This window comes from Mesorhizobium sp. CNPSo 4661 (assembly GCF_057784215.1).
On record NZ_JBWGIO010000039.1, the window covers coordinates 17,030 to 33,872 of the forward strand.

The 16,843-nt window shown below is 60.3% G+C and carries 12 protein-coding genes and 6 pseudogenes; 11 read left to right on the forward strand and 7 right to left on the reverse strand.

Annotated features, from left to right (window positions below):
• The first annotated feature begins 294 nt into the window (after positions 1 to 294).
• Together AC0YKC_RS32285 and AC0YKC_RS32290 are read left to right on the forward strand one after the other, a co-directional pair.
• The gene (locus AC0YKC_RS32285) at positions 295 to 1,155 is read left to right on the forward strand and encodes a site-specific integrase (RefSeq protein WP_488513991.1); all 861 of its coding nucleotides are present in this window, start codon (positions 295 to 297) and stop codon (positions 1,153 to 1,155) included.
• An 11-nt stretch (positions 1,156 to 1,166) separates the two neighbouring features.
• Positions 1,167 to 2,351 (forward strand): IS91 family transposase, encoded by a 1,185-nt coding sequence (locus tag AC0YKC_RS32290; protein ID WP_488513992.1) that lies wholly within the window; start codon positions 1,167 to 1,169, stop codon positions 2,349 to 2,351.
• A gap of 412 nt (positions 2,352 to 2,763) precedes the next feature.
• On the opposite strand, the gene AC0YKC_RS32295 is transcribed toward AC0YKC_RS32290, so the two are convergent.
• Complete coding sequence (locus AC0YKC_RS32295; protein WP_488513993.1) at positions 2,764 to 2,949, reverse strand: hypothetical protein; 186 nt, start codon at positions 2,947 to 2,949, stop codon at positions 2,764 to 2,766.
• A 798-nt stretch (positions 2,950 to 3,747) separates the two neighbouring features.
• On the opposite strand from AC0YKC_RS32295, the pseudogene AC0YKC_RS32300 reads away from it, so the two are divergent.
• Positions 3,748 to 4,188 (forward strand): annotated as a pseudogene (locus AC0YKC_RS32300) (acyl-homoserine-lactone synthase); the annotation flags it as partial.
• 235 nt (positions 4,189 to 4,423) lie between these two features.
• Here the strand turns inward: AC0YKC_RS32300 and AC0YKC_RS32305 are convergent.
• Positions 4,424 to 4,720, reverse strand: a complete 297-nt coding sequence (locus AC0YKC_RS32305) for a hypothetical protein (RefSeq protein ID WP_488513994.1) — start codon at positions 4,718 to 4,720, stop codon at positions 4,424 to 4,426.
• A 53-nt stretch (positions 4,721 to 4,773) separates the two neighbouring features.
• Here AC0YKC_RS32305 and AC0YKC_RS32310 point away from each other — a divergent pair, with 53 nt between their 5' ends.
• Positions 4,774 to 5,322 carry a helix-turn-helix domain-containing protein gene (locus AC0YKC_RS32310; RefSeq protein WP_488513995.1) on the forward strand — a complete coding sequence of 183 codons (549 nt, stop codon included), beginning with the start codon at positions 4,774 to 4,776 and terminating at the stop codon, positions 5,320 to 5,322.
• Between the two features lie 311 nt (positions 5,323 to 5,633).
• Here the strand turns inward: AC0YKC_RS32310 and AC0YKC_RS32315 are convergent.
• Positions 5,634 to 6,191 (reverse strand): annotated as a pseudogene (locus AC0YKC_RS32315) (SAM-dependent methyltransferase).
• A gap of 181 nt (positions 6,192 to 6,372) precedes the next feature.
• Positions 6,373 to 6,962: pseudogene (locus AC0YKC_RS32320) on the reverse strand (site-specific integrase); the annotation flags it as partial.
• A gap of 91 nt (positions 6,963 to 7,053) precedes the next feature.
• Between AC0YKC_RS32320 and AC0YKC_RS32325 the strand changes: the two are divergent.
• The 3 genes and pseudogenes from AC0YKC_RS32325 to AC0YKC_RS32335 all read left to right on the forward strand — a co-directional run bounded on the left by AC0YKC_RS32325 (position 7,054) and on the right by AC0YKC_RS32335 (position 9,807).
• Complete coding sequence (locus AC0YKC_RS32325; RefSeq protein ID WP_488514006.1) at positions 7,054 to 7,977, forward strand: FAD-dependent oxidoreductase; 924 nt, start codon at positions 7,054 to 7,056, stop codon at positions 7,975 to 7,977.
• Between the two features lie 37 nt (positions 7,978 to 8,014).
• Positions 8,015 to 8,427: pseudogene (locus AC0YKC_RS32330) on the forward strand (GlcG/HbpS family heme-binding protein); the annotation flags it as partial.
• A 210-nt stretch (positions 8,428 to 8,637) separates the two neighbouring features.
• Entirely contained in the window at positions 8,638 to 9,807 is a 1,170-nt protein-coding gene (locus AC0YKC_RS32335; protein WP_488513996.1) for a M24 family metallopeptidase, read from the forward strand.
• Between the two features lie 60 nt (positions 9,808 to 9,867).
• On the opposite strand, the pseudogene AC0YKC_RS32340 reads toward AC0YKC_RS32335, so the two are convergent.
• From AC0YKC_RS32340 to AC0YKC_RS32350, 3 genes and pseudogenes are all read right to left on the reverse strand, one after another.
• A pseudogene (locus AC0YKC_RS32340) lies at positions 9,868 to 11,054 on the reverse strand (glycine C-acetyltransferase).
• A 54-nt stretch (positions 11,055 to 11,108) separates the two neighbouring features.
• On the reverse strand, positions 11,109 to 12,068 hold the full coding sequence (locus AC0YKC_RS32345) for an aminotransferase class IV (RefSeq protein WP_488513997.1): 960 nt from the start codon (positions 12,066 to 12,068) through the stop codon (positions 11,109 to 11,111).
• Positions 12,069 to 12,380: 312 nt separating this feature from the next.
• Complete coding sequence (locus AC0YKC_RS32350) at positions 12,381 to 12,836, reverse strand: Lrp/AsnC family transcriptional regulator (protein ID WP_488513998.1); 456 nt, start codon at positions 12,834 to 12,836, stop codon at positions 12,381 to 12,383.
• 242 nt (positions 12,837 to 13,078) lie between these two features.
• On the opposite strand from AC0YKC_RS32350, the gene AC0YKC_RS32355 reads away from it, so the two are divergent.
• From AC0YKC_RS32355 to ehuD, 4 genes and pseudogenes are all read left to right on the forward strand, one after another.
• Positions 13,079 to 14,257, forward strand: coding sequence for a M20 aminoacylase family protein (locus tag AC0YKC_RS32355; protein WP_488513999.1), 1,179 nt, complete (start codon positions 13,079 to 13,081; stop codon positions 14,255 to 14,257).
• Between the two features lie 186 nt (positions 14,258 to 14,443).
• Complete coding sequence (locus tag AC0YKC_RS32360) at positions 14,444 to 15,277, forward strand: transporter substrate-binding domain-containing protein (protein ID WP_488514000.1); 834 nt, start codon at positions 14,444 to 14,446, stop codon at positions 15,275 to 15,277.
• A gap of 394 nt (positions 15,278 to 15,671) precedes the next feature.
• A pseudogene (ehuC, locus tag AC0YKC_RS32365) lies at positions 15,672 to 16,338 on the forward strand (ectoine/hydroxyectoine ABC transporter permease subunit EhuC).
• Between the two features lie 2 nt (positions 16,339 to 16,340).
• The coding region (gene ehuD / locus AC0YKC_RS32370) for an ectoine/hydroxyectoine ABC transporter permease subunit EhuD (protein ID WP_488514001.1) at positions 16,341 to 16,843 on the forward strand (503 nt) is incomplete at its 3' end.

A 16,843-nucleotide genomic window follows, 5' to 3' on the forward strand; every position in this document is an offset into this window, starting at 1 on the left:
GAGAAGGCCGGCCTCCCGCGCCGGAATGCAGCTTCCCAAGGGCCACCAAACCAATTTATCTGTACGACTTCACAGACTGTTTCGACTTCAGTCCTGGTCTCCAATGGCAGGGTCATTCTTCATTCTTCTCTACGAGGTCCACATGATCCTGCTTCTAAAGCGGATCGCGATTTAAGGGATTCAGGATTGAACGAAGCCGCTAAAGCGGCATTTGGCGGATCGGTTTGCGGGTGACGCTTCTGTTTTGAAGGATTGCGGCTGTTGAAGCGCAATCTCGAGAACAGGAGCAATCAGATGGTCGAGTTGAGCCCTCTTCGCCGGCGCATGATCGAGGACATGACGATCCGCAATCTGTCGCCGGCCACGCAGCGATCCTACGTGCATGCCGTGGCGAAGTTTTCGCGCTACTTTGGCCGTTCGCCGGACCGGCTCGGTCTGGAGGACGTCCGCGCCTTCCAAGTTCATCTGGTGTCGACCGGAATCTCGTGGCCAGCGCTGAACCAGACGGTGTGCGCGCTGCGGTTCTTCTACGGCGTGACGCTGGGCCATGCCGAGATCCCGGAGCGGATCGTCTATGCTCGCTCGCCACGCACGCTGCCGGTGGTGTTGAGCGCCGACGAGGTCGTCGCCTTCCTGGAGGCGGTGCCGAGCCTGAAGACCCGTACGGCCCTGACGACGGCCTACGCAGCAGGTCTTCGCGCCTCGGAGACTGTCGGGCTGAAGGTCGGCGACATCGACAGCGGTCGCGGGGTGATCCGTGTCGAGCATGGCAAGGGCGGCAAGGACCGCACCGTGATGCTGTCGGCGCAGCTGCTGCGTATCCTGCGGGTCTACTGGCGTCTGGCGAAGCCGCGGGGCTGGCTGTTTCCTGGCCGAGACGCCAATCGGCCCATCGACGTGCAGGTGCTGTATTCGGCCTGCCGCTCGGCGCGAGCCGCCGCCGGCATCGACAAGCGCGTGACGGTCCACACGCTCAGGCACAGCTTCGCCACGCATCTGCTGGAGAACGGCACCGATATCCGCATCATCCAGGTGCTGCTTGGCCACAACAATCTTTCCTCGACGGCGCGCTACACCAAGGTCTCGAACGGCCTCATCCGGCGCACGACGAGCCCGCTCGACCGGCTGAACATCGAAGTCGTGCCGCCGGGCTGACCGGTCCGCCCATGTCGGCGAGACTGGAGGTGGCGGATATCTTCCGCCGCCATGGCGAGGCGTATCGACAGGTCAATATCGGCCATCTCGGACGCGTCGAGCGCCGCACGATGCGCGCCATCGAACTGTGCCGGACCGCCGAACTGGGCGGCCATGTGGAGGGCTGCCGGTCCTGCGGGGCGATCCGCGTGGCCTACAATTCCTGCCGCAACCGGCATTGCCCCAAGTGCCAGGGGCAGGCCTGCCGGGACTGGCTCGCCGCGCGGCAGGACGAGCTTCTTCCGGTTGCCTACTTCCACGTGGTGTTCACGCTGCCGGCCGAGGTTGCCGCGATCGCCTTCCAGAACAAGGCGGCGGTCTACACGATCCTGTTCAAGGCGGCCGCCGAGACGCTTCGCACGATCGCCGCGGATTCCAGGCATCTCGGCGCAGAGATCGGTCTCATCGCGGTGTTGCACAGCTGGGGCCAAACGCTCACCTACCATCCCCACATCCATTGCATCGTGCCGGGCGGTGGTTTGTCGCCCGACGGCACGCGATGGATCCCCTGCCGGCCGGGGTTCTTCCTGCCCGTGCGCGTGCTGTCGCGTCTGTTCCGCCGGCGCTTTCTGGAGGAGCTGCGAGCGGCCCATGATGGGGGGCGGCTGGGCTTCTTCGGCGATCTCGCCCACCTGGCAAAGCCCGATGCCTTCGCCCGCTTGCTCGCCGAGGCTCGTCGCCGTCAATGGGTCGTCTACGCCAAGCCGCTCTTCGGCGGGCCGAAGCAGGTGCTGGCCTATCTCGGCCGCTACACCCATCGCGTCGCCATTGCCAATTCCCGACTGATCAGCACGGCCGACGATCGGATCGCATTCCGCTGGCGGGACTATCGCCATCGCGGCAAGACCAAGATCATGACGCTCGACGCGCATGAGTTCATCCGCCGCTTCCTGCTGCACACGCTGCCCGACGGCTTCCATCGCATCCGCCACTACGGCTTCCTCGCCAATGGTCATCGCGCTGCCAGGCTCGACCTGTGCCGCAGGCTTCTGGCCAGCCCGCAGCAGGACGACCTCGAAGCGGATGCCGAAAGCGCCGCCGCCGAGCCCCTTGCGGCAGCGCACCGCTGCCCATGCTGTGGAGGACGGATGATCACGCTCGCCATCTGGCGATGCGGACAGGTACCGCCGAGCTCATTCTGGAACGACACCCCATGATCGCGCCGGCGTCTACATCACCCGGTACGGTATCCGTCGCCATGCGCGCTGGCACCCCGACCCTTGTCCCGCCGCACAAAGCCGCAAGCAGCCAGCCCGGCGATAGAAAGCACTGCAGCCTGTCCGACGGCTCGCGCTATCACGGTTCCGCCTTCCACCGTGCCATCCTTCGCTGTGGCCGCATCGTGAACGCTCTTCCTCAGCCTGGCACCGACGATCCCGACCGCTCCTCCAGGCTACAATCCCCATAGCACCAAACCTACCCGCGCCTCCGTTCAATCCGGCTGCAATGAGGTCCGACGTCCTGCCAGGTGGCTCCGTCGAGTATGCGGACGTCACAGAAGCCTCCAGATTCCCCTTGATTTGAGTTCGTGATTCATTGCGGTTGAAGGAAACCGCGATGGGCAAGCCGCTACCGCTTGAGTTGCGTCGGCGTGTTGTTGCGTATGTCGATGAGTGACATGGCCACCGCGAGGCTGCGCGCCATTTCCGCGTTTCGCCTCGCTTTGTGAACAATCTGATCCAGCTGCGCCTGCAGACGGGTTCGCTCGAAGCGCGCCGGCAGGGCCATGTGGGAGGCGGGAAGCTCGAGCCGCATGCCGAGTTTGTCCGCTTGCGATTGGCCGAGGCCGGGATGAACTTTGCGTCGAGCTGGAGGGGCGCGGGGTGAGCGTGCACCGCTCCAATGTCGGGCGTCTGCTTAATCGCCTGGGGCTCAGTCATAAAAAAAACTCTGCAGGCCAGCGAGCAGCAGCGGGCTGACGTGCGCCAGGCGCGTGAATTATGGATCAGGCGGCGAAAGCGGCTCTTCAACAAGGCTTTGACGCGGCTGATCTTCATCGATGAGAGTGTGCTGCAGAGCAGCGGAAGGAGTTCAATATGAACTAAGACCGTAGCGTAAAGCTGCGTGAATGATGGGGGACGGCCCCCCCCGGGATCGGCTTTCAGGAGCGGGTCTCAAACCAGTCCAAGCTGCTGCGGTAAAGAGCCGTGGTGGTGAGCGTTGGATGAAAAGTTCGGACGAGATCCGAGCAGGTGGGTGTCTGAAAGACGAACGAAAGTGAACCCTTCGAAGACGCGTCGTTATGAACGTAAGTGTCGCCGAAACCAGGACCGTCTCGTCATCCTGGGACAAGTCCGCCGGGTGCCTGATGACAGGGCGGGCGGCGACCGGCGTTGAGGGGGCGTGAGTCGGACACACGCATTCGCGCGGAACTGCAGGAACCAGGCTCCTGATGCAAAGGGAGAAGCACAAGCGGGCCAAACCGCAAGGCGAGAGTACCGATGCAGGAGACTGGGGCGGACCGGCCCGTATGAGCGTTGAAGGCCCTGTAATGGGGCCGGAGCAAAGGGGTCGGATCAGGTGGTCGTATTGTTTGGAACAACTGGAGACAGGATGACTTCAGAAGATACGACAGACAAGCCGTTTCGAATTGCGAAACGACAAGCTTTAATTGCGCCCGAACGGTACGACGATTTCGCAGATGACTTGCATGCCATGCACCGTCTGCGGCATCGCGTCTTCAAGGAGCGGCTCGACTGGGACGTGCGGACCAACGGGGGGTAAGAGACCGATCGCTTCGATGCTCTGAAGCCCGATTATCTGTTGCTGCGGGGCGATGGCGTTAACGGCTGCGTTCGCCTGTTGCCGTCGACCGGACCGATCATGATTCGTGATGCGTTTCCGGTTCTGCTGGACGGGCAGGCGGCGCCTCATGATCCTCGCATTTGGGAAAGCAGCCGCTTCGCGCTCGACTTGCCGCCGACCGCGCCAAAGCGGGCTAGCGGCATTGCCGTCGGCACGCACATGCTCTTCGCCGGCATGATCGAGTTCGGACATGGGCGGCGTCGAAGCGGCCAATGCGATTGCGCTTGAGAAGTTTGGCGATTGTCGTCTCGCGGATACGCACGGCTTTGTCCAGTGTCGGCACGGCCTTCCACAGATAGAGCAGCCACTCTGCCCCGAGGTCGTTTTCGAGCTCGAGGAGCGCGGGAAAATAGCGCCAGAGCTGCTCGCTCATGCGGTTCGTCAGCCGGTTGCGCTCGGCGCTGAGGTCCTCGGCGATGCGCGACTACTCGCGCAATTCGATGACGACGGGATCAGCGGCCGCGAGCGGCCGGCCGAACAGTTCCTTGTAGCCGGTCGTAATGAACCAGTTCGCCCGGTCGAGGTGGCTTCTAGCCGCGTTTCGGGCGCGTTCCGGTTCGCACTCGGGATCGATGCCCAGGATCAGCTGTGCCATTTCCTCATAGCTGTAGTGATTATCGGCTGCAGCGTCCAGAAACCGCATGTAGATCGTCAAATTCGCCTCGTCGTAAGCCGTGAGGCGGTCCGACCATGGGACCTCGTCGACTGTTTCTTCGGTCATCCAGCGATGATCCGTCTGCTGCTCAAGATCGACAACCGCCAGGCGCCCACCGGGTGCCCATCAAACCGGGCCCGCTGATCTTCGACAGGATTAGGCGGTTTCGGCCATACGGCTTCGCCCTGGCGCAGGCAGCCCTTGCGGGCTGTGAAATGCTCTTTGACGTACGCCGTGAGCGCGTCAGACCATGGAAGCTCGTCCGCGACAGCAACAGCCTTACCGGACATTTGGTGCGTAGTGTGTTTCAAATCTCATCCCGTGAAATCTCGTCCCGTTTTCACGACTATATCCCGAAATGGGATAATACGAAACTGGGATTAGTCGGTGAACCGGTTCCTCCTTGGCCGGTTCCCCTGATGTCAAAATCGCTTCGATCGCCTCGCCAGCGTCGGCTGCTGAAAGAGTTGGTTGCGGCGCGCAAGGGCAAAGGCCTGACCCAGGCCAACGTCGCGGACATGCTTGGCCGCCCACAATCATTCATAGCGAAGTGCGAGGGCGGCGAACGTCGCCTGGACGTAATTGAATTTCTCGACCTGACGGAGGTGCTTGAGGTCGACGCCTGCGAGCTTCTGGCGCGAGTACGTCGCCACCGAGACCATTATTAGACACCGATAATGGTCAGTCGTACGAGCGTCCTGTCGGCTTAATCGGGCTGCGATCGATGCCATTGATTTGGATTGACGCAACTTAAGCCACGACACGCAAAATGAATCGTCCAGAATGGTCATCCCCTCGCTAGGAAACGTTCCCACGTTGCGGCACGAGCTCACAAACCAAGCGGGTTGCTACAGCGGGGTGGCACTCCGCGCGCCGGTGCTCTTATTTCGCGGCACTTCGGTTCTGCTGTCATCATGCTTTGTTGCCAATGCCGCTTCCAAGCCAGCGCCAGGAGCCCGGGTGATCCGATGTCCCGAGGCTAGCCTCCGACGAATTCATTATGACGGGGCGATCGTCTCAGTCTAAGGCCTGCCTCGGCAGCCTTCGGGTTCAACGTGGCTAACGCGGGCTCGGCCCTCGCGAAATGGCCCAAGTGCCGGCGAATTGAATCGCGCCGCAATCCGAAAACCAGATAACCGTCCGGAGCAAGCACGCGGACCAGACAGTTCCGCTATGCCCGGAAATGGCAAATTACGTCGGTCACAACGATAAGGTCGAACAACTCCCTGCCTGAGCTGGGTTGGTCCTCGTGGACCATCCAATCGATGTGCGAAAGATACTGCATGCGCAGGCGCGTCAGAGAAGGCGTTTGCGGCTCGATATGCATGACCGTGAGCCGTCCGCAATGCGGCACCAGCTGTTCCGTTAAAGCCCCAGTCCCGCACCCGACCTGAAGCCCGTGCGTTACGGGGCCTCCGCAAAGTGCGAGCAGCAACAATTGCCTGTAGCATTTGCGCTCAAAGGCGCTCGCCTCGATCTGCCAGGGGTTGCTTTCGGGCAATTCCAAACACAGGAATTGATGATCGTTGTGCGTCAATGATGAGCTCTATTTGCGCCCGCAGGGGGTACGCTGACGCAGCTTTGGCCTGATACGCGCGACCTGGGGCAGCATGCAGTTTGCGAAGGCGGCCTAATATTGCCGGTGAACTCCGAGCCTATCGGTCCGGAGGCAATCTCCGACCGTGCCGTTGCGGCTTCATTCGGGGGTAGGGGCTTTCTCAGAGCCCCGTTGCCATGGTGAGGTTGGTGCCGAATCGATCGCGCCGCCGTTGATATTTGCGGGTCATCTCGGCCGAGGCGTGGCCAAGCTGCTTCTGGACGAGTGCCCTGAGAACAGCAGCGCACGTTTCCCTTCCGGAAGATCGGAGCGGACGCCGGCGGCGAGCGCGGTGTGCGTGACCAGGCGGGCGACAGGCTTGTCGCAGAGCCGTTCGACGTCGACGGTCTTGTTGTCCTTGAAGATGCGGCGGAAGAGCGGGCCACCCGCGATGCGGCCGAAGCGGACCCGGTCCTCAAGGGCGGTGAGCCGGCAAGTCTGATCGGAAGCGCCGCGGCCGACCTCGCGCCAGCCCGTCTGCCGCGCAGCGTCACCGGCGCGCCCTTGTCCGAAATATCTCGATCCAGCCCTGGCCATCACTGTGGTCGCCGCGCACGACGTCTGGACGACGATCTCGGAGCGCCGCAGGCCGCCGGCAAAGCCGAGCTGCAGGATCGCCCGGTCGCGCAAGCCCCGGAGATCATGGCCAAGCGTGTTGACCATCGCCTTGATGTCGTCGCCAAGCACGGCTTCCTTCTGGCGCGGCTTGCGCGGTCCGTAGGCCGGAGCCTCGAGCCCGCGCTCAATGTATTCGCGCACCGTCTTGCGGTCGATCCCGCTGTCCCTGGTGATCGCCGACACCATGGTTACGGGGACGATCGTGGCGGTCGCTCTTGCTTCTTCGGAGGCCTTTTCCCGCGGAGCGCGCATGCTGCGCACCGCGCTCGGGCCGGCGATCGCCACCTTTCTGGAACGCCCCGGCATTGTCGAGGTGATGCTCAACCCCGACGGCCGGTTATGGATCGACCGGCTGTCGGGCGGCCTGGAAGATAGCGGCCGCGTCATATCCGCTGCCGACGGCGAGCGGATCGTGCGTCTGGTCGCCCATCATGTCGGCGCGGAGGTGCATGCCGGCGCACCGCGCGTCTCGGCCGAGCTGCCCGAGACCGGAGAGCGGTTCGAAGGGCCTTGGTCCCCAGGATGCCGAAGATCCGCGCTGCCAGGCGGTCTGGGAGGAGAACCGCAATCGCTTCTTCGGCACGCCGGCGCGGCCGCTGCCGCCCCCAGCAACGCCAGACAGCGCCGCTCCGGCCAACGCTGTGCCGACGCATCAGACGCCGGGAGGCGCGCGATGAACAATGTCGGCGTTATCGACACCTTCCTCAACACCTTCACCTCCTACATCGATTCCGGCTTCGGCCTGATCAAGGGCGATGTCAGCTATCTGTCCTCGACGCTGATCGTCATCGACATCACGCTCGCCGGCCTATTCTGGGCTTGGGGCGCCGACGAGGACGTGCTGCAGCGGTTGGTGAGGAAGACGCTCTATATCGACTGGACGCGGATGATGTTTCCGAAAGTGGCAACTGAACACGTTGTGCCGTGGGCAGGGCTGCGACCGATGATGCCGAACATGATGCCTCGGGTGGGCAAAGGCCGGGTTCCAGGTGTCTTCTACAATACGGGTCACGGGCATCTAGGGTGGACGCTTTCTGCTGCAACATCGGCCATGCTGGCCAGGGTTGTGGCTACGGCTCTTCCGGTCGATGCTCGTTTGGCGGCATAGAAAACGTCCCCGCTAACAAGCTCAAGGGATATCCAATATGACCAAGCTGACATTGGAAGTTGCCAATTCCATCATTAATCGGGCCTGCTCGACGGCAAGTAGGAAGGATCTGAAGCCCTTGAGGGCGTTGCGGTTCCGGATGCTGGCGGCCACTTGGTCGCGTTTCAGAAGCAGGACGGGGCTTCAATGCTCCGCTTTGAAATTGCGTTCGGCAAGGCGTACGGTGCTTTGGCCGTCGGTTTCGGTTCGCGCTGGCTCGACAAAGCATCAGCCGACCGCCCTCACTTTGTAGCCGGCCTGACCGCCATATCCGGCGGCAAGATTGTTCCCGTCGCCGAGGGCGTCCTAGTGAGAGACCAGGCCGGTCGGTTGCTAGGTGCGGTAGAGATTGCCGGAGATACATCTGACAACGATGAATCAGTGGCCGTGGAGGCAATCGAGATTGGCGGTTTAAATGCTCAGGGGGCCTGTCCCAGGCAACCACCGAGCGCCTCGAGTTTGTCGCGCGAGAGACGCAGATCGGGCGGCCGATTAGGCGTATTTGAAATAGCGTCCCCGCAGCCAGCGCGATTTTGGCATCTTTCGTGCACTGAGCGCCTTTAGGATGGTGGTAACTGCAGCCGCTACGGCTGAGAACGTTTGGATGGACAGGGTTATAGAATGGATCAGGAAGCCTCCTACGGCTTTGCGCCAACTGAGTTCGAACAGCGTGTCGCCCGGGCCCAGCGGTTAATGGGTCAACATCGCCTAGACGGTTTGTTGCTTACTTCGATGGACAATATCCGGTATTTCATCGGTGTTGATTCAACATTCTGGGAGAGCTACACGCGACCTTGGTTCGTGTTAGTGCCTGCTACCGGGGCGCCACTCGCGATCATTCCAGAGATCGGCAGAGCTATCATCGAGAAAACATGGATCAAGGAAATCCGATCCTGGCCTTCGCCTCGGCCCGAGGATGAAGGCACATCTCTTGTTGTCGCGGCGATATCAGACCTGCCCCGCCGACACGGACGCGTGGGGGCTGAACTTGGTATGGAATTGCGACTGGGAATGCCTGTAACGCAATTGAATGCGATCGTCGGTGATCTAAAGGGTGTCGAGATTGTTGATGGCGCAAGCCTCATTTGGCAGCTGCGGATGATCAAGAGCCCGGCTGAAGTCAGCAAAATAAAAAAGGCTATAGACATCGCGGGCGCCGTATACGCTGAAGTGCCCAATTTCGTGAAAATCGGCGATACCGAACGTACGATCCTTCGGGAATTCCGTGGTCGCCTGAATATGGGCGGCGCCGGCGCTATTCCGACCCTCATTTGCAGATCCGACGTGGGCGGGCCTTTCGAGATCACGGGAGGGCCTAGGGACCGGCCAATCGCTGATGGCGACCTGCTCTTCATTGACACGGGTACGACCTACGACGGGTATTTCTGCGATTACGATCGCAACTACCAGGTTGGCAGCGCTACCGATGCCCTACGGTATGCTCAAGACAAGGTTTGGGACGCGCACGAGATCGGTCTTCAAGCGGCTGCAGCAGGGGTTACAACCGGATTTGTCTTCGAACAAATGGCCAAGGCGCTTTCTTCCGGTGGGACGGACCTCAATAGCAACGGGAGAATGGGGCATGGACTTGGGTTGCGATTGACCGAACCGCCGTCAATTAGACTGGAGGACAATATGGTGTTGGAGCCAGGCATGGTGCTCTGCATTGAGCCGGCCTTGGAGTACGAGCCCGGTAAAATCGTCCTGCATGAGGAAACCGTCGTGGTTACTGAAGGAAAGGCCCAGTTGCTCACCCCTCGTGCGCCGAAGCAGCTAGCGCAGATACGCTGATGGACTCTACGCTTTCGCCCAATGCCCTGTTTGGCGGGAGATAGTCAGCGACCGGGCCGGTCATATGATCGAAAGTTCCCTTGCAACCGCGCCGAACGCCTCGACGGCGCGATCTATGTCGGCGCTGGAGTGCGCTGCCGACATCTGCGTGCGGATGCGGGCCTGGCCCTTCGGCACCACCGGGAACGAAAAACCGATGACGTAGATGCCGCGCTTCAGCATGCGGGCCGCCATCTCCTGCGCAAGAGCGGCGTCGCCCAGCATCACCGGGATGATCGGATGATCTGCGCCAGCAAGCGTAAAGCCGAGCTTACCCATTTGAGACCGGAAGCGTTCCGCATTGGCATATATAGGCGCCGGCGCAGCGCATCGCCATTGCGGATCAGTTCGAAGACTTTCAGTGAGGCGCCGGCGATCGCCGGCATGAGCGTGTTTGAGAAGAGATATGGGCGCGAGCGCTGGCGTAGCCAGTCGACCACCTGTTTCTTCCCCGCAGTATAGCCTCCGGACGCGCCGCCCAGGGCTTTGCCGAGCGTGCCGGTGATGATGTCCACCCTGCCCTCGACGCCGCAGTGCTCGGCCGAGCCACGGCCGTTCTTGCCGACGAAGCCGACGGCATGGCTGTCGTCGACCATGACCATGGCGTCGTATTTCTCGGCAAGGTCGCAGACTCCTTGCAGGTTGGCGATGATGCCGTCCATCGAGAACACGCCGTCGGTGGCGATCAGCCGGAAGCGGCAGTCCTTCGCCTCCTTCAGCCGCGCCTCGAGGTCGGCTATGTCGTTGTTGGCGTTGCGAAAGCGCTTGGCCTTGGAGAGCCGCACCCCGTCGATGATCGAGGCGTGATTCAGCGCGTCCGAGATGACGGCGTCCTCCTCGCCGAGCAGCGTCTCGAACAGGCCGCCATTGGCGTCGAAGCAGGAGCCGTAGAGAATGGTGTCGTCCATGCCGAGGAAGGACGAGATGGTGGCTTCGAGCTCTTTGTGTTCTTCCTGGGTGCCGCAGATGAATCGCACCGAGGCCATACCGTAGCCATAGCGGTTGAGCGCCTGCTTCGCCGCATCGCGCAGCTCGGGGCTGTCGGCGAGGCCAAGATAGTTGTTGGCGCAGAAATTCAGCACCTTCTGGCCGGCAACCTCGATCAGGGCCGACTGCGTTGAGGAAATCACCCGCTCGGACTTGTAGAGCGCGGCCGATTTAAGCTCCGCGAGCTCGTTTGAGAGATGCGAAAGGAAAGTGTTGTTCATTGGCACATTCGCGGTAGCACAGACCCCCGGGCGCGCGATAATATGTCGCGGATTCTATGCGTAATTTACCGCAGTCGACCATGCCGGGTCGGCATGCTTCTTCCAATACAGGTCTGTCAGCTGGCGAGTCAGAGCGCCAACCTTGCCGTCGCCCACAACGGCATCGTCGATTTTGGATACAGGCATGATCCCGCCCGCTGTGGAAGTGATGAAAACCTCATCGGCACGCTTCAGCTCGTCGCGATCAATGTCTCCAGCGCTGACCGATAGGCCCAGTTCGTCGCAGAGATCAAATACGGTCTGCCTGGTAATGCCGGCAAGGACGCCATAGGCCGGTGTCTTCAAGTGGCCGTCTTTGACGGTGAAAACGTTGAAGCCAGGCCCTTCGGCAATGTTGTCGTTGATGTCGACGATCAATGCAGTTTCGGCACCGTAGTCATATGCGTCAAACAAGCCCTTCACCAAATCGAGCCAGTGATAATTCTTGATGGCCGGATCTACCGACTTCGGCGGTATGCGAACGGTGTTGCTGATGGCGACATGCAAGCCGCGCTCCAGTTGCTCCTTGTTAGCGACCGACCCGAAAGGCACCGCGAACGCGATGAACCTATTTTCCGACTCGCGCGGGTCCCGGCTAAAGCTGGGCGAGCCACCACGCGTGCAGATCATTTCGACATAGGCCGACTTGTGGCCGGATAGCGCCACGCAGGTCGATAGTATCTTCTCGATCTCACTGCGGTCGTAGGGAAGCTTCATGCGCAACTTTTCCATCCCGCGGAAGAACCGGTCCAGGTGCAGATCCAGCCTGAAGAACCTCCCTTCCCACACATGAACGGTATCGTAGGTGGCATCGGAATGCAGAAAGCCCCAGTCCAGGACGGACACCTTGGCTTCGGACATCGGCAAGTACTGATTGTCCATGAAGGCCACGCCATGAGGATACTGCCGTTGATCCCGGTGCCGTCGCTCTAAGGCTGGGAGAGCCGTCGCAGGTTCGGCTGCAGCAAGTGTCATTCCTGAGTCCTCCAAATCTTTCCATCCAAGCGCTCCACACGCCCACGAATTGCCGCAGCGAACCCGCCCAGCGGGTCCGGACCTCAGCAGTTCGCATCTGGCGTACCTCAGACCTCAAGCGCGGCGTACCAGATATCATCAGCGCGATCCTCCGCCTGATGGTGTCATATGCTTAGCAGCTTGTGCCCGTGTCACCCGACGACACAATTAAATGGGACTTCGGTGTGCTAATTGGATCAAAGTGGCGCTCGCCCCGCAATGTAGGCTTCAAAAATGGGATAGGAGTGGAGGAAACGTTCAACCTAAAAGAGGCTACACGAGCACTCGGGGCTCGAACTTCACTCGGTCCAGCGCAATCATGCTCTTGAATTTGCGGACGTTGGGATTGGTGTAGAGTTTGGTTTTTACGAAGACGTCAAAGGCCTCGACGTCCTCCACTGCTACAATAAGGACAAAATCGGCATCCCCTGTGATCATATAGCATTGAGTGACTTCTTTCGCCGCCCTCATCGCTCGCTTGAAATCATCAACCAGGTCTAAACGCTCGCGGTCGAGCTCTACGGTGACAACCACGGTCAGCGACTTTCCAACCGCCTTGGGATCGACCAGCGAGATATCAGCGGTGATAACGCCATCGGCGCGTAACCTGTTGACGCGGCGCATGCAAGAGGCAGCAGACGAACCCACGAGGTCTGCAAGCTCGGAGAATGACAGCCTGTTATTCTTTTGCATTGCGCCGAGTATCCGCCGGTCGAGATCATCCATCATGCCTGCACCTTTGGACGCTTAACCCTCGCCGGATTAGCGATCTGAAACGTAATTGCAAGAATAGCCGCGTAGTGCAACGTAGATCATACGATAGGCGCCGTTGTTGCAATCTCCTACGAAATCAGGCTGAACCGTTTCACCCAGATGCGCGTTTTGCCCGAACGTTTACAAAGGTTTTCGGCAGAATCACCCATGATGCCAGCAACCGCAATGGCCACCCCACGTCGATTAACGGAGTCAGCATGCACATTGCCGAGGATTTTAATCACCTGGTCGACGAGGTCACAGAGTGGCGCCGGCATCTCCACCAAAACCCCGAACTCGATTTTGCCGTTCATGAAACCGCTCGGTTCGTCGCGGACAAGTTGGCATCCTTCGGGATCAATCATATCGAAACAGGGATTGCCGGAACCGGCATCGTCGCATTCATTCAGGGCGAAGGTGGGGAAGGTCCGACGATTGGCCTGCGAGCGGACATGGATGCCTTGCCGATTCCTGAAGCGACGGGAAAAGCATGGGCATCTAAGACCCCCGGCAAGATGCATGCGTGCGGCCATGACGGCCATACGGCCATGCTGCTTGGTGCTGCAAAGTACCTCGTTGAACGGCGGAACTTCAGGGGTAACGTCGCCCTCATATTCCAACCCGCCGAGGAGGTCGAACTGCCGTCGGGTGGGTTCAAGATGGTCGAAGACGGCTTCTTAGACCGTTTCGGCATCTCGCAAGTCTTCGGGATGCACAACTGGCCCGGCATCGATGTTGGCAAATTTGCCATCTGTGCAGGCCCCATGATGGCTTCCCAGGATGATTTTGACATCGTTGTTAAGGGGCGCGGCGGGCACGCTGCAGCGCCCCACTTAACGGTTGATCCCGTCGTCATCGCCGCGCATATAATCACTGGCCTGCAGGCACTGGTGTCGCGTAGCATCGATCCGGTCGAGTCGCTCGTCATTTCCGTGACGAAACTCCGCGCCTCGAATGCATATAATGTCATCGCTGACGAGGTCGAACTGGCGGGAACCGTTCGCGCTCTAAGTCCTAAAGTGCGCGACTTCGCCAAAACTCAGCTTGAGACGACCGCAAAGAGGATCGCGCAAGCCTTTGGCGGCGATATCACCTACAAGTACCGCCAGTCAGTCCCGGCCACTGTGAATGATAGCGCGGCCACTGCTTTAGCCGTCGGGGCCGCTGCAGGTACCGGCGCAGCAGCGGTAGACGAGAAGTTGCGGCCGGTCATGGGCGCGGAGGATTTCGCTTACATGCTGCAGGCGCGCCCGGGAGCACTCATTTTCATCGGCAATGGCCCTTCGGCCGCTTTGCACAATGCCGCCTACGACTTTGACGATACAGCAATCCCATACGGAATGGCCTATTGGGTTAACGTCGTGGAGGCTGCGCTTGTCGCGGCGGGCGGCCGGTAGCCCGCGCTATTTCAAATCTGTTCGATTTGTGCGCGGGACGTTTCACATAGGCGGTCTTTTTGGCGAACTGATATGCAGCTTGTGCTCCATGATGCTGAAGTATGGTCGTTGGTGCGCCCCGCCAAGGGCGGCAGCAATCAACACCGGTGAACCGTGATTACAAGGGGAATTACAATGATAAGCAAAATGGGAACAGTCATTCTAGCAGCCGGCATCGCCTTGTTCGTAGGCACTTTCACGGTAACTGCCGGTCCACTGACCGATCGTGTTCAGGCAGGGCAGGCAATCAGAATAGGGTTCGCAAATGTGTTGCCCTTTGGGTATCCCGACGATCAGGGTCATCCGAAAGGGTTTGCAAACGAGATTGCCCTCGGTGTCCTGAAGAAGATGGGCTACACCAATGTGGAGACAACCGTCACCGACTGGGGCGGCCTGATCCCCGGCCTTCAGGCGAACCGCTATGACATCATCACGGGCGGAATGTATATCTTGGCAACGCGATGCAAGAACGTCGCCTTTTCCGAGCCTATCGCGAAGCTCGGCGACGGCTTCATAGTGCCAGCCGGCAATCCCAAGCACATCAATACCTACAACGATATCGCCGAGAAAGGGGCGGTGTTCGTGACCTATGCGGGATCGAGCACAATTGCGGTCGCCAAGAAAGAAGGAATTGGGGAGGACAAGATTATGGTTGTCCCCGGACCTTCGGAGGTGCTCGCCGCGATCAAGGCAGGACGTGGCGATGCCGGCAGCATGACTTATTTGGAAGCCAAACTCATGGCAGACCAATCGAGCGGCGAAATCCAGGCCACCGATCCTGCCGCTCTGCCGGAGTGGACCTATAACTGGGTCGGTCTCGGTTTCCGCTCCGAGGATGCCGACTTCCTGGCCAAATTCAACGAGGCTCTGAAGCAGTACATCGGATCCGATGAGATGATGAACTCTGTCAAGCAATATGGCATCGTGGCTGCCAGCCTTCCGGGCGACACGACAACCAAGTGGATCTGCTCCAATCGCTAGCGAGGTCATTGCGGTGGGCCCTTCGGGGGCCCCACCCTGCTCTTCACCGGAGTTTTAGGACTGAACCCGGAGAAGCCGAGATGGGCATCACGATCATCGCCGTCGCGCTTGGAACGAACCTGAGATCACGGTAATCGGTCCTAGTTTTGGCCGTATCGAGGCTGGTGAACCTTCGGCTCGCCAAAAGGTCGCCTATACCCGACGGAAGCTGTGTCGGCATCGAAGCCGCGAAGCATGGCGGCCCGCAGGGCCGCCCAGAGCCACCATGCCGGCGCGATGATCACTTGAAGCGGGTTGGCACTTCCCGTGGCCCGATAGTACAACTGTAAGGGGAAGGCCCCCAGCGGCTCGCTGCAATTGCAGCCGATGTCCGATTATCCGTTGATGCGAGCCGATGTCCTATTTTGAATTCCTTGTCGCCCATGAGAATCTGCTGCTCAGCGGCACGCTGGTTACGGCCATGCTAACCGCCGTGTCGATCGCGCTGGCGATCGTGCTGGCCCTGACCGCGGGTCTGATGCGGCTGGCGCCGGTCGGCCCCATTCGCTGGATCGCCACCATCTATATCGAGTTTTTCCGTGGCACTTCGCTGCTCGTCCAGCTTTACTGGATCTTCTTCGTCCTGCCCCTGTTCGGCCTCTCGCTGGACAAGTTTACAGCGGGCTTTATCGGCGTCGGCATGAACCTGGGAGCCTACGGGGCTGAACTGGTTCGCGGCGCTATCCTCTCAGTGCCCAGGGGGACAGTGGGAGGCTGCCCTGGCGATCAACATGTCGCCGCTGACACGCATGCGACGCATCATTCTTCCCCAGGCTCTGGTCATAATGCTGCCGCCCTGGGGCAACCTGCAGATCGAGCTTCTAAAGGGAACCGCCCTGGTCTCATTGATCTCGGTCGCCGACCTGACGTTCCAGGCCAAGCAGATAAACGCAACGACCTTCTTGTCCGCAAAAGCCTTCGGGACGGCGCTGATCATCTACTACATCATGGCCCGTTTCATCATCACGCCCTTCATGAGCTGGCTTGAGCGCTTTATGGAACGCAAGCTGGGAAGGGCATAGCGATGCTTGGTTGGGACTGGGAATTCACCTGGGAGATTCTCCCCCGCCTGCTAGCGGCGACCGCAAATACGCTGTTGGCCGCAGGCTTGGGTTACGTGATAGCGATGTTCCTGGGACTTGCATTCGCGCTGGCGCAACGCACACCGTCGAGAACGTTGACAATGGCCATGCGCGAGGCAGTCGAGTTCATCCGCTCCACGCCGCTGGTGCTGCAGATATTCTTCGTCTTCTATGTCGGGCCGGAGTTCGGCGTGACATTGTCGCCCTGGGTGGCGGGCATGATAGCCATCGGGCTCCACTACGCGGCCTATCTATCCGAAGTTTACCGCGGTGGGCTGGAGAGCGTTCCGAAGGGACAGTGGGAGGCGGCGACATCGCTTAATCTGTCGACCGCGCGCACCTATTTCCGTGTTGTCATCCCACAGGCCTTGCCGCCCTCCGTGGCTGGCATGGGCAACTACCTGGTCGGCATCTTCAAGGACACGCCCGTGCTATCGGTCATCGG

Bases quoted from the DNA above. Each gene is read 5' to 3' on its own strand.
- AC0YKC_RS32285 (WP_488513991.1), top strand. From the start codon at position 295: ATGGTCGAGTTGAGCCCTCTTCGCCGGCGCATGATCGAGGACATGACG.
- AC0YKC_RS32290 (WP_488513992.1), top strand. From the start codon at position 1,167: ATGTCGGCGAGACTGGAGGTGGCGGATATCTTCCGCCGCCATGGCGAG.
- AC0YKC_RS32295 (WP_488513993.1), bottom strand. From the start codon at position 2,949: ATGCGGCTCGAGCTTCCCGCCTCCCACATGGCCCTGCCGGCGCGCTTC.
- AC0YKC_RS32305 (WP_488513994.1), bottom strand. From the start codon at position 4,720: ATGACCGAAGAAACAGTCGACGAGGTCCCATGGTCGGACCGCCTCACG.
- AC0YKC_RS32325 (WP_488514006.1), top strand. From the start codon at position 7,054: ATGGTTACGGGGACGATCGTGGCGGTCGCTCTTGCTTCTTCGGAGGCC.
- AC0YKC_RS32335 (WP_488513996.1), top strand. From the start codon at position 8,638: ATGGATCAGGAAGCCTCCTACGGCTTTGCGCCAACTGAGTTCGAACAG.
- AC0YKC_RS32345 (WP_488513997.1), bottom strand. From the start codon at position 12,068: ATGACACTTGCTGCAGCCGAACCTGCGACGGCTCTCCCAGCCTTAGAG.
- AC0YKC_RS32350 (WP_488513998.1), bottom strand. From the start codon at position 12,836: ATGATGGATGATCTCGACCGGCGGATACTCGGCGCAATGCAAAAGAAT.
- AC0YKC_RS32355 (WP_488513999.1), top strand. From the start codon at position 13,079: ATGCACATTGCCGAGGATTTTAATCACCTGGTCGACGAGGTCACAGAG.
- AC0YKC_RS32360 (WP_488514000.1), top strand. From the start codon at position 14,444: ATGGGAACAGTCATTCTAGCAGCCGGCATCGCCTTGTTCGTAGGCACT.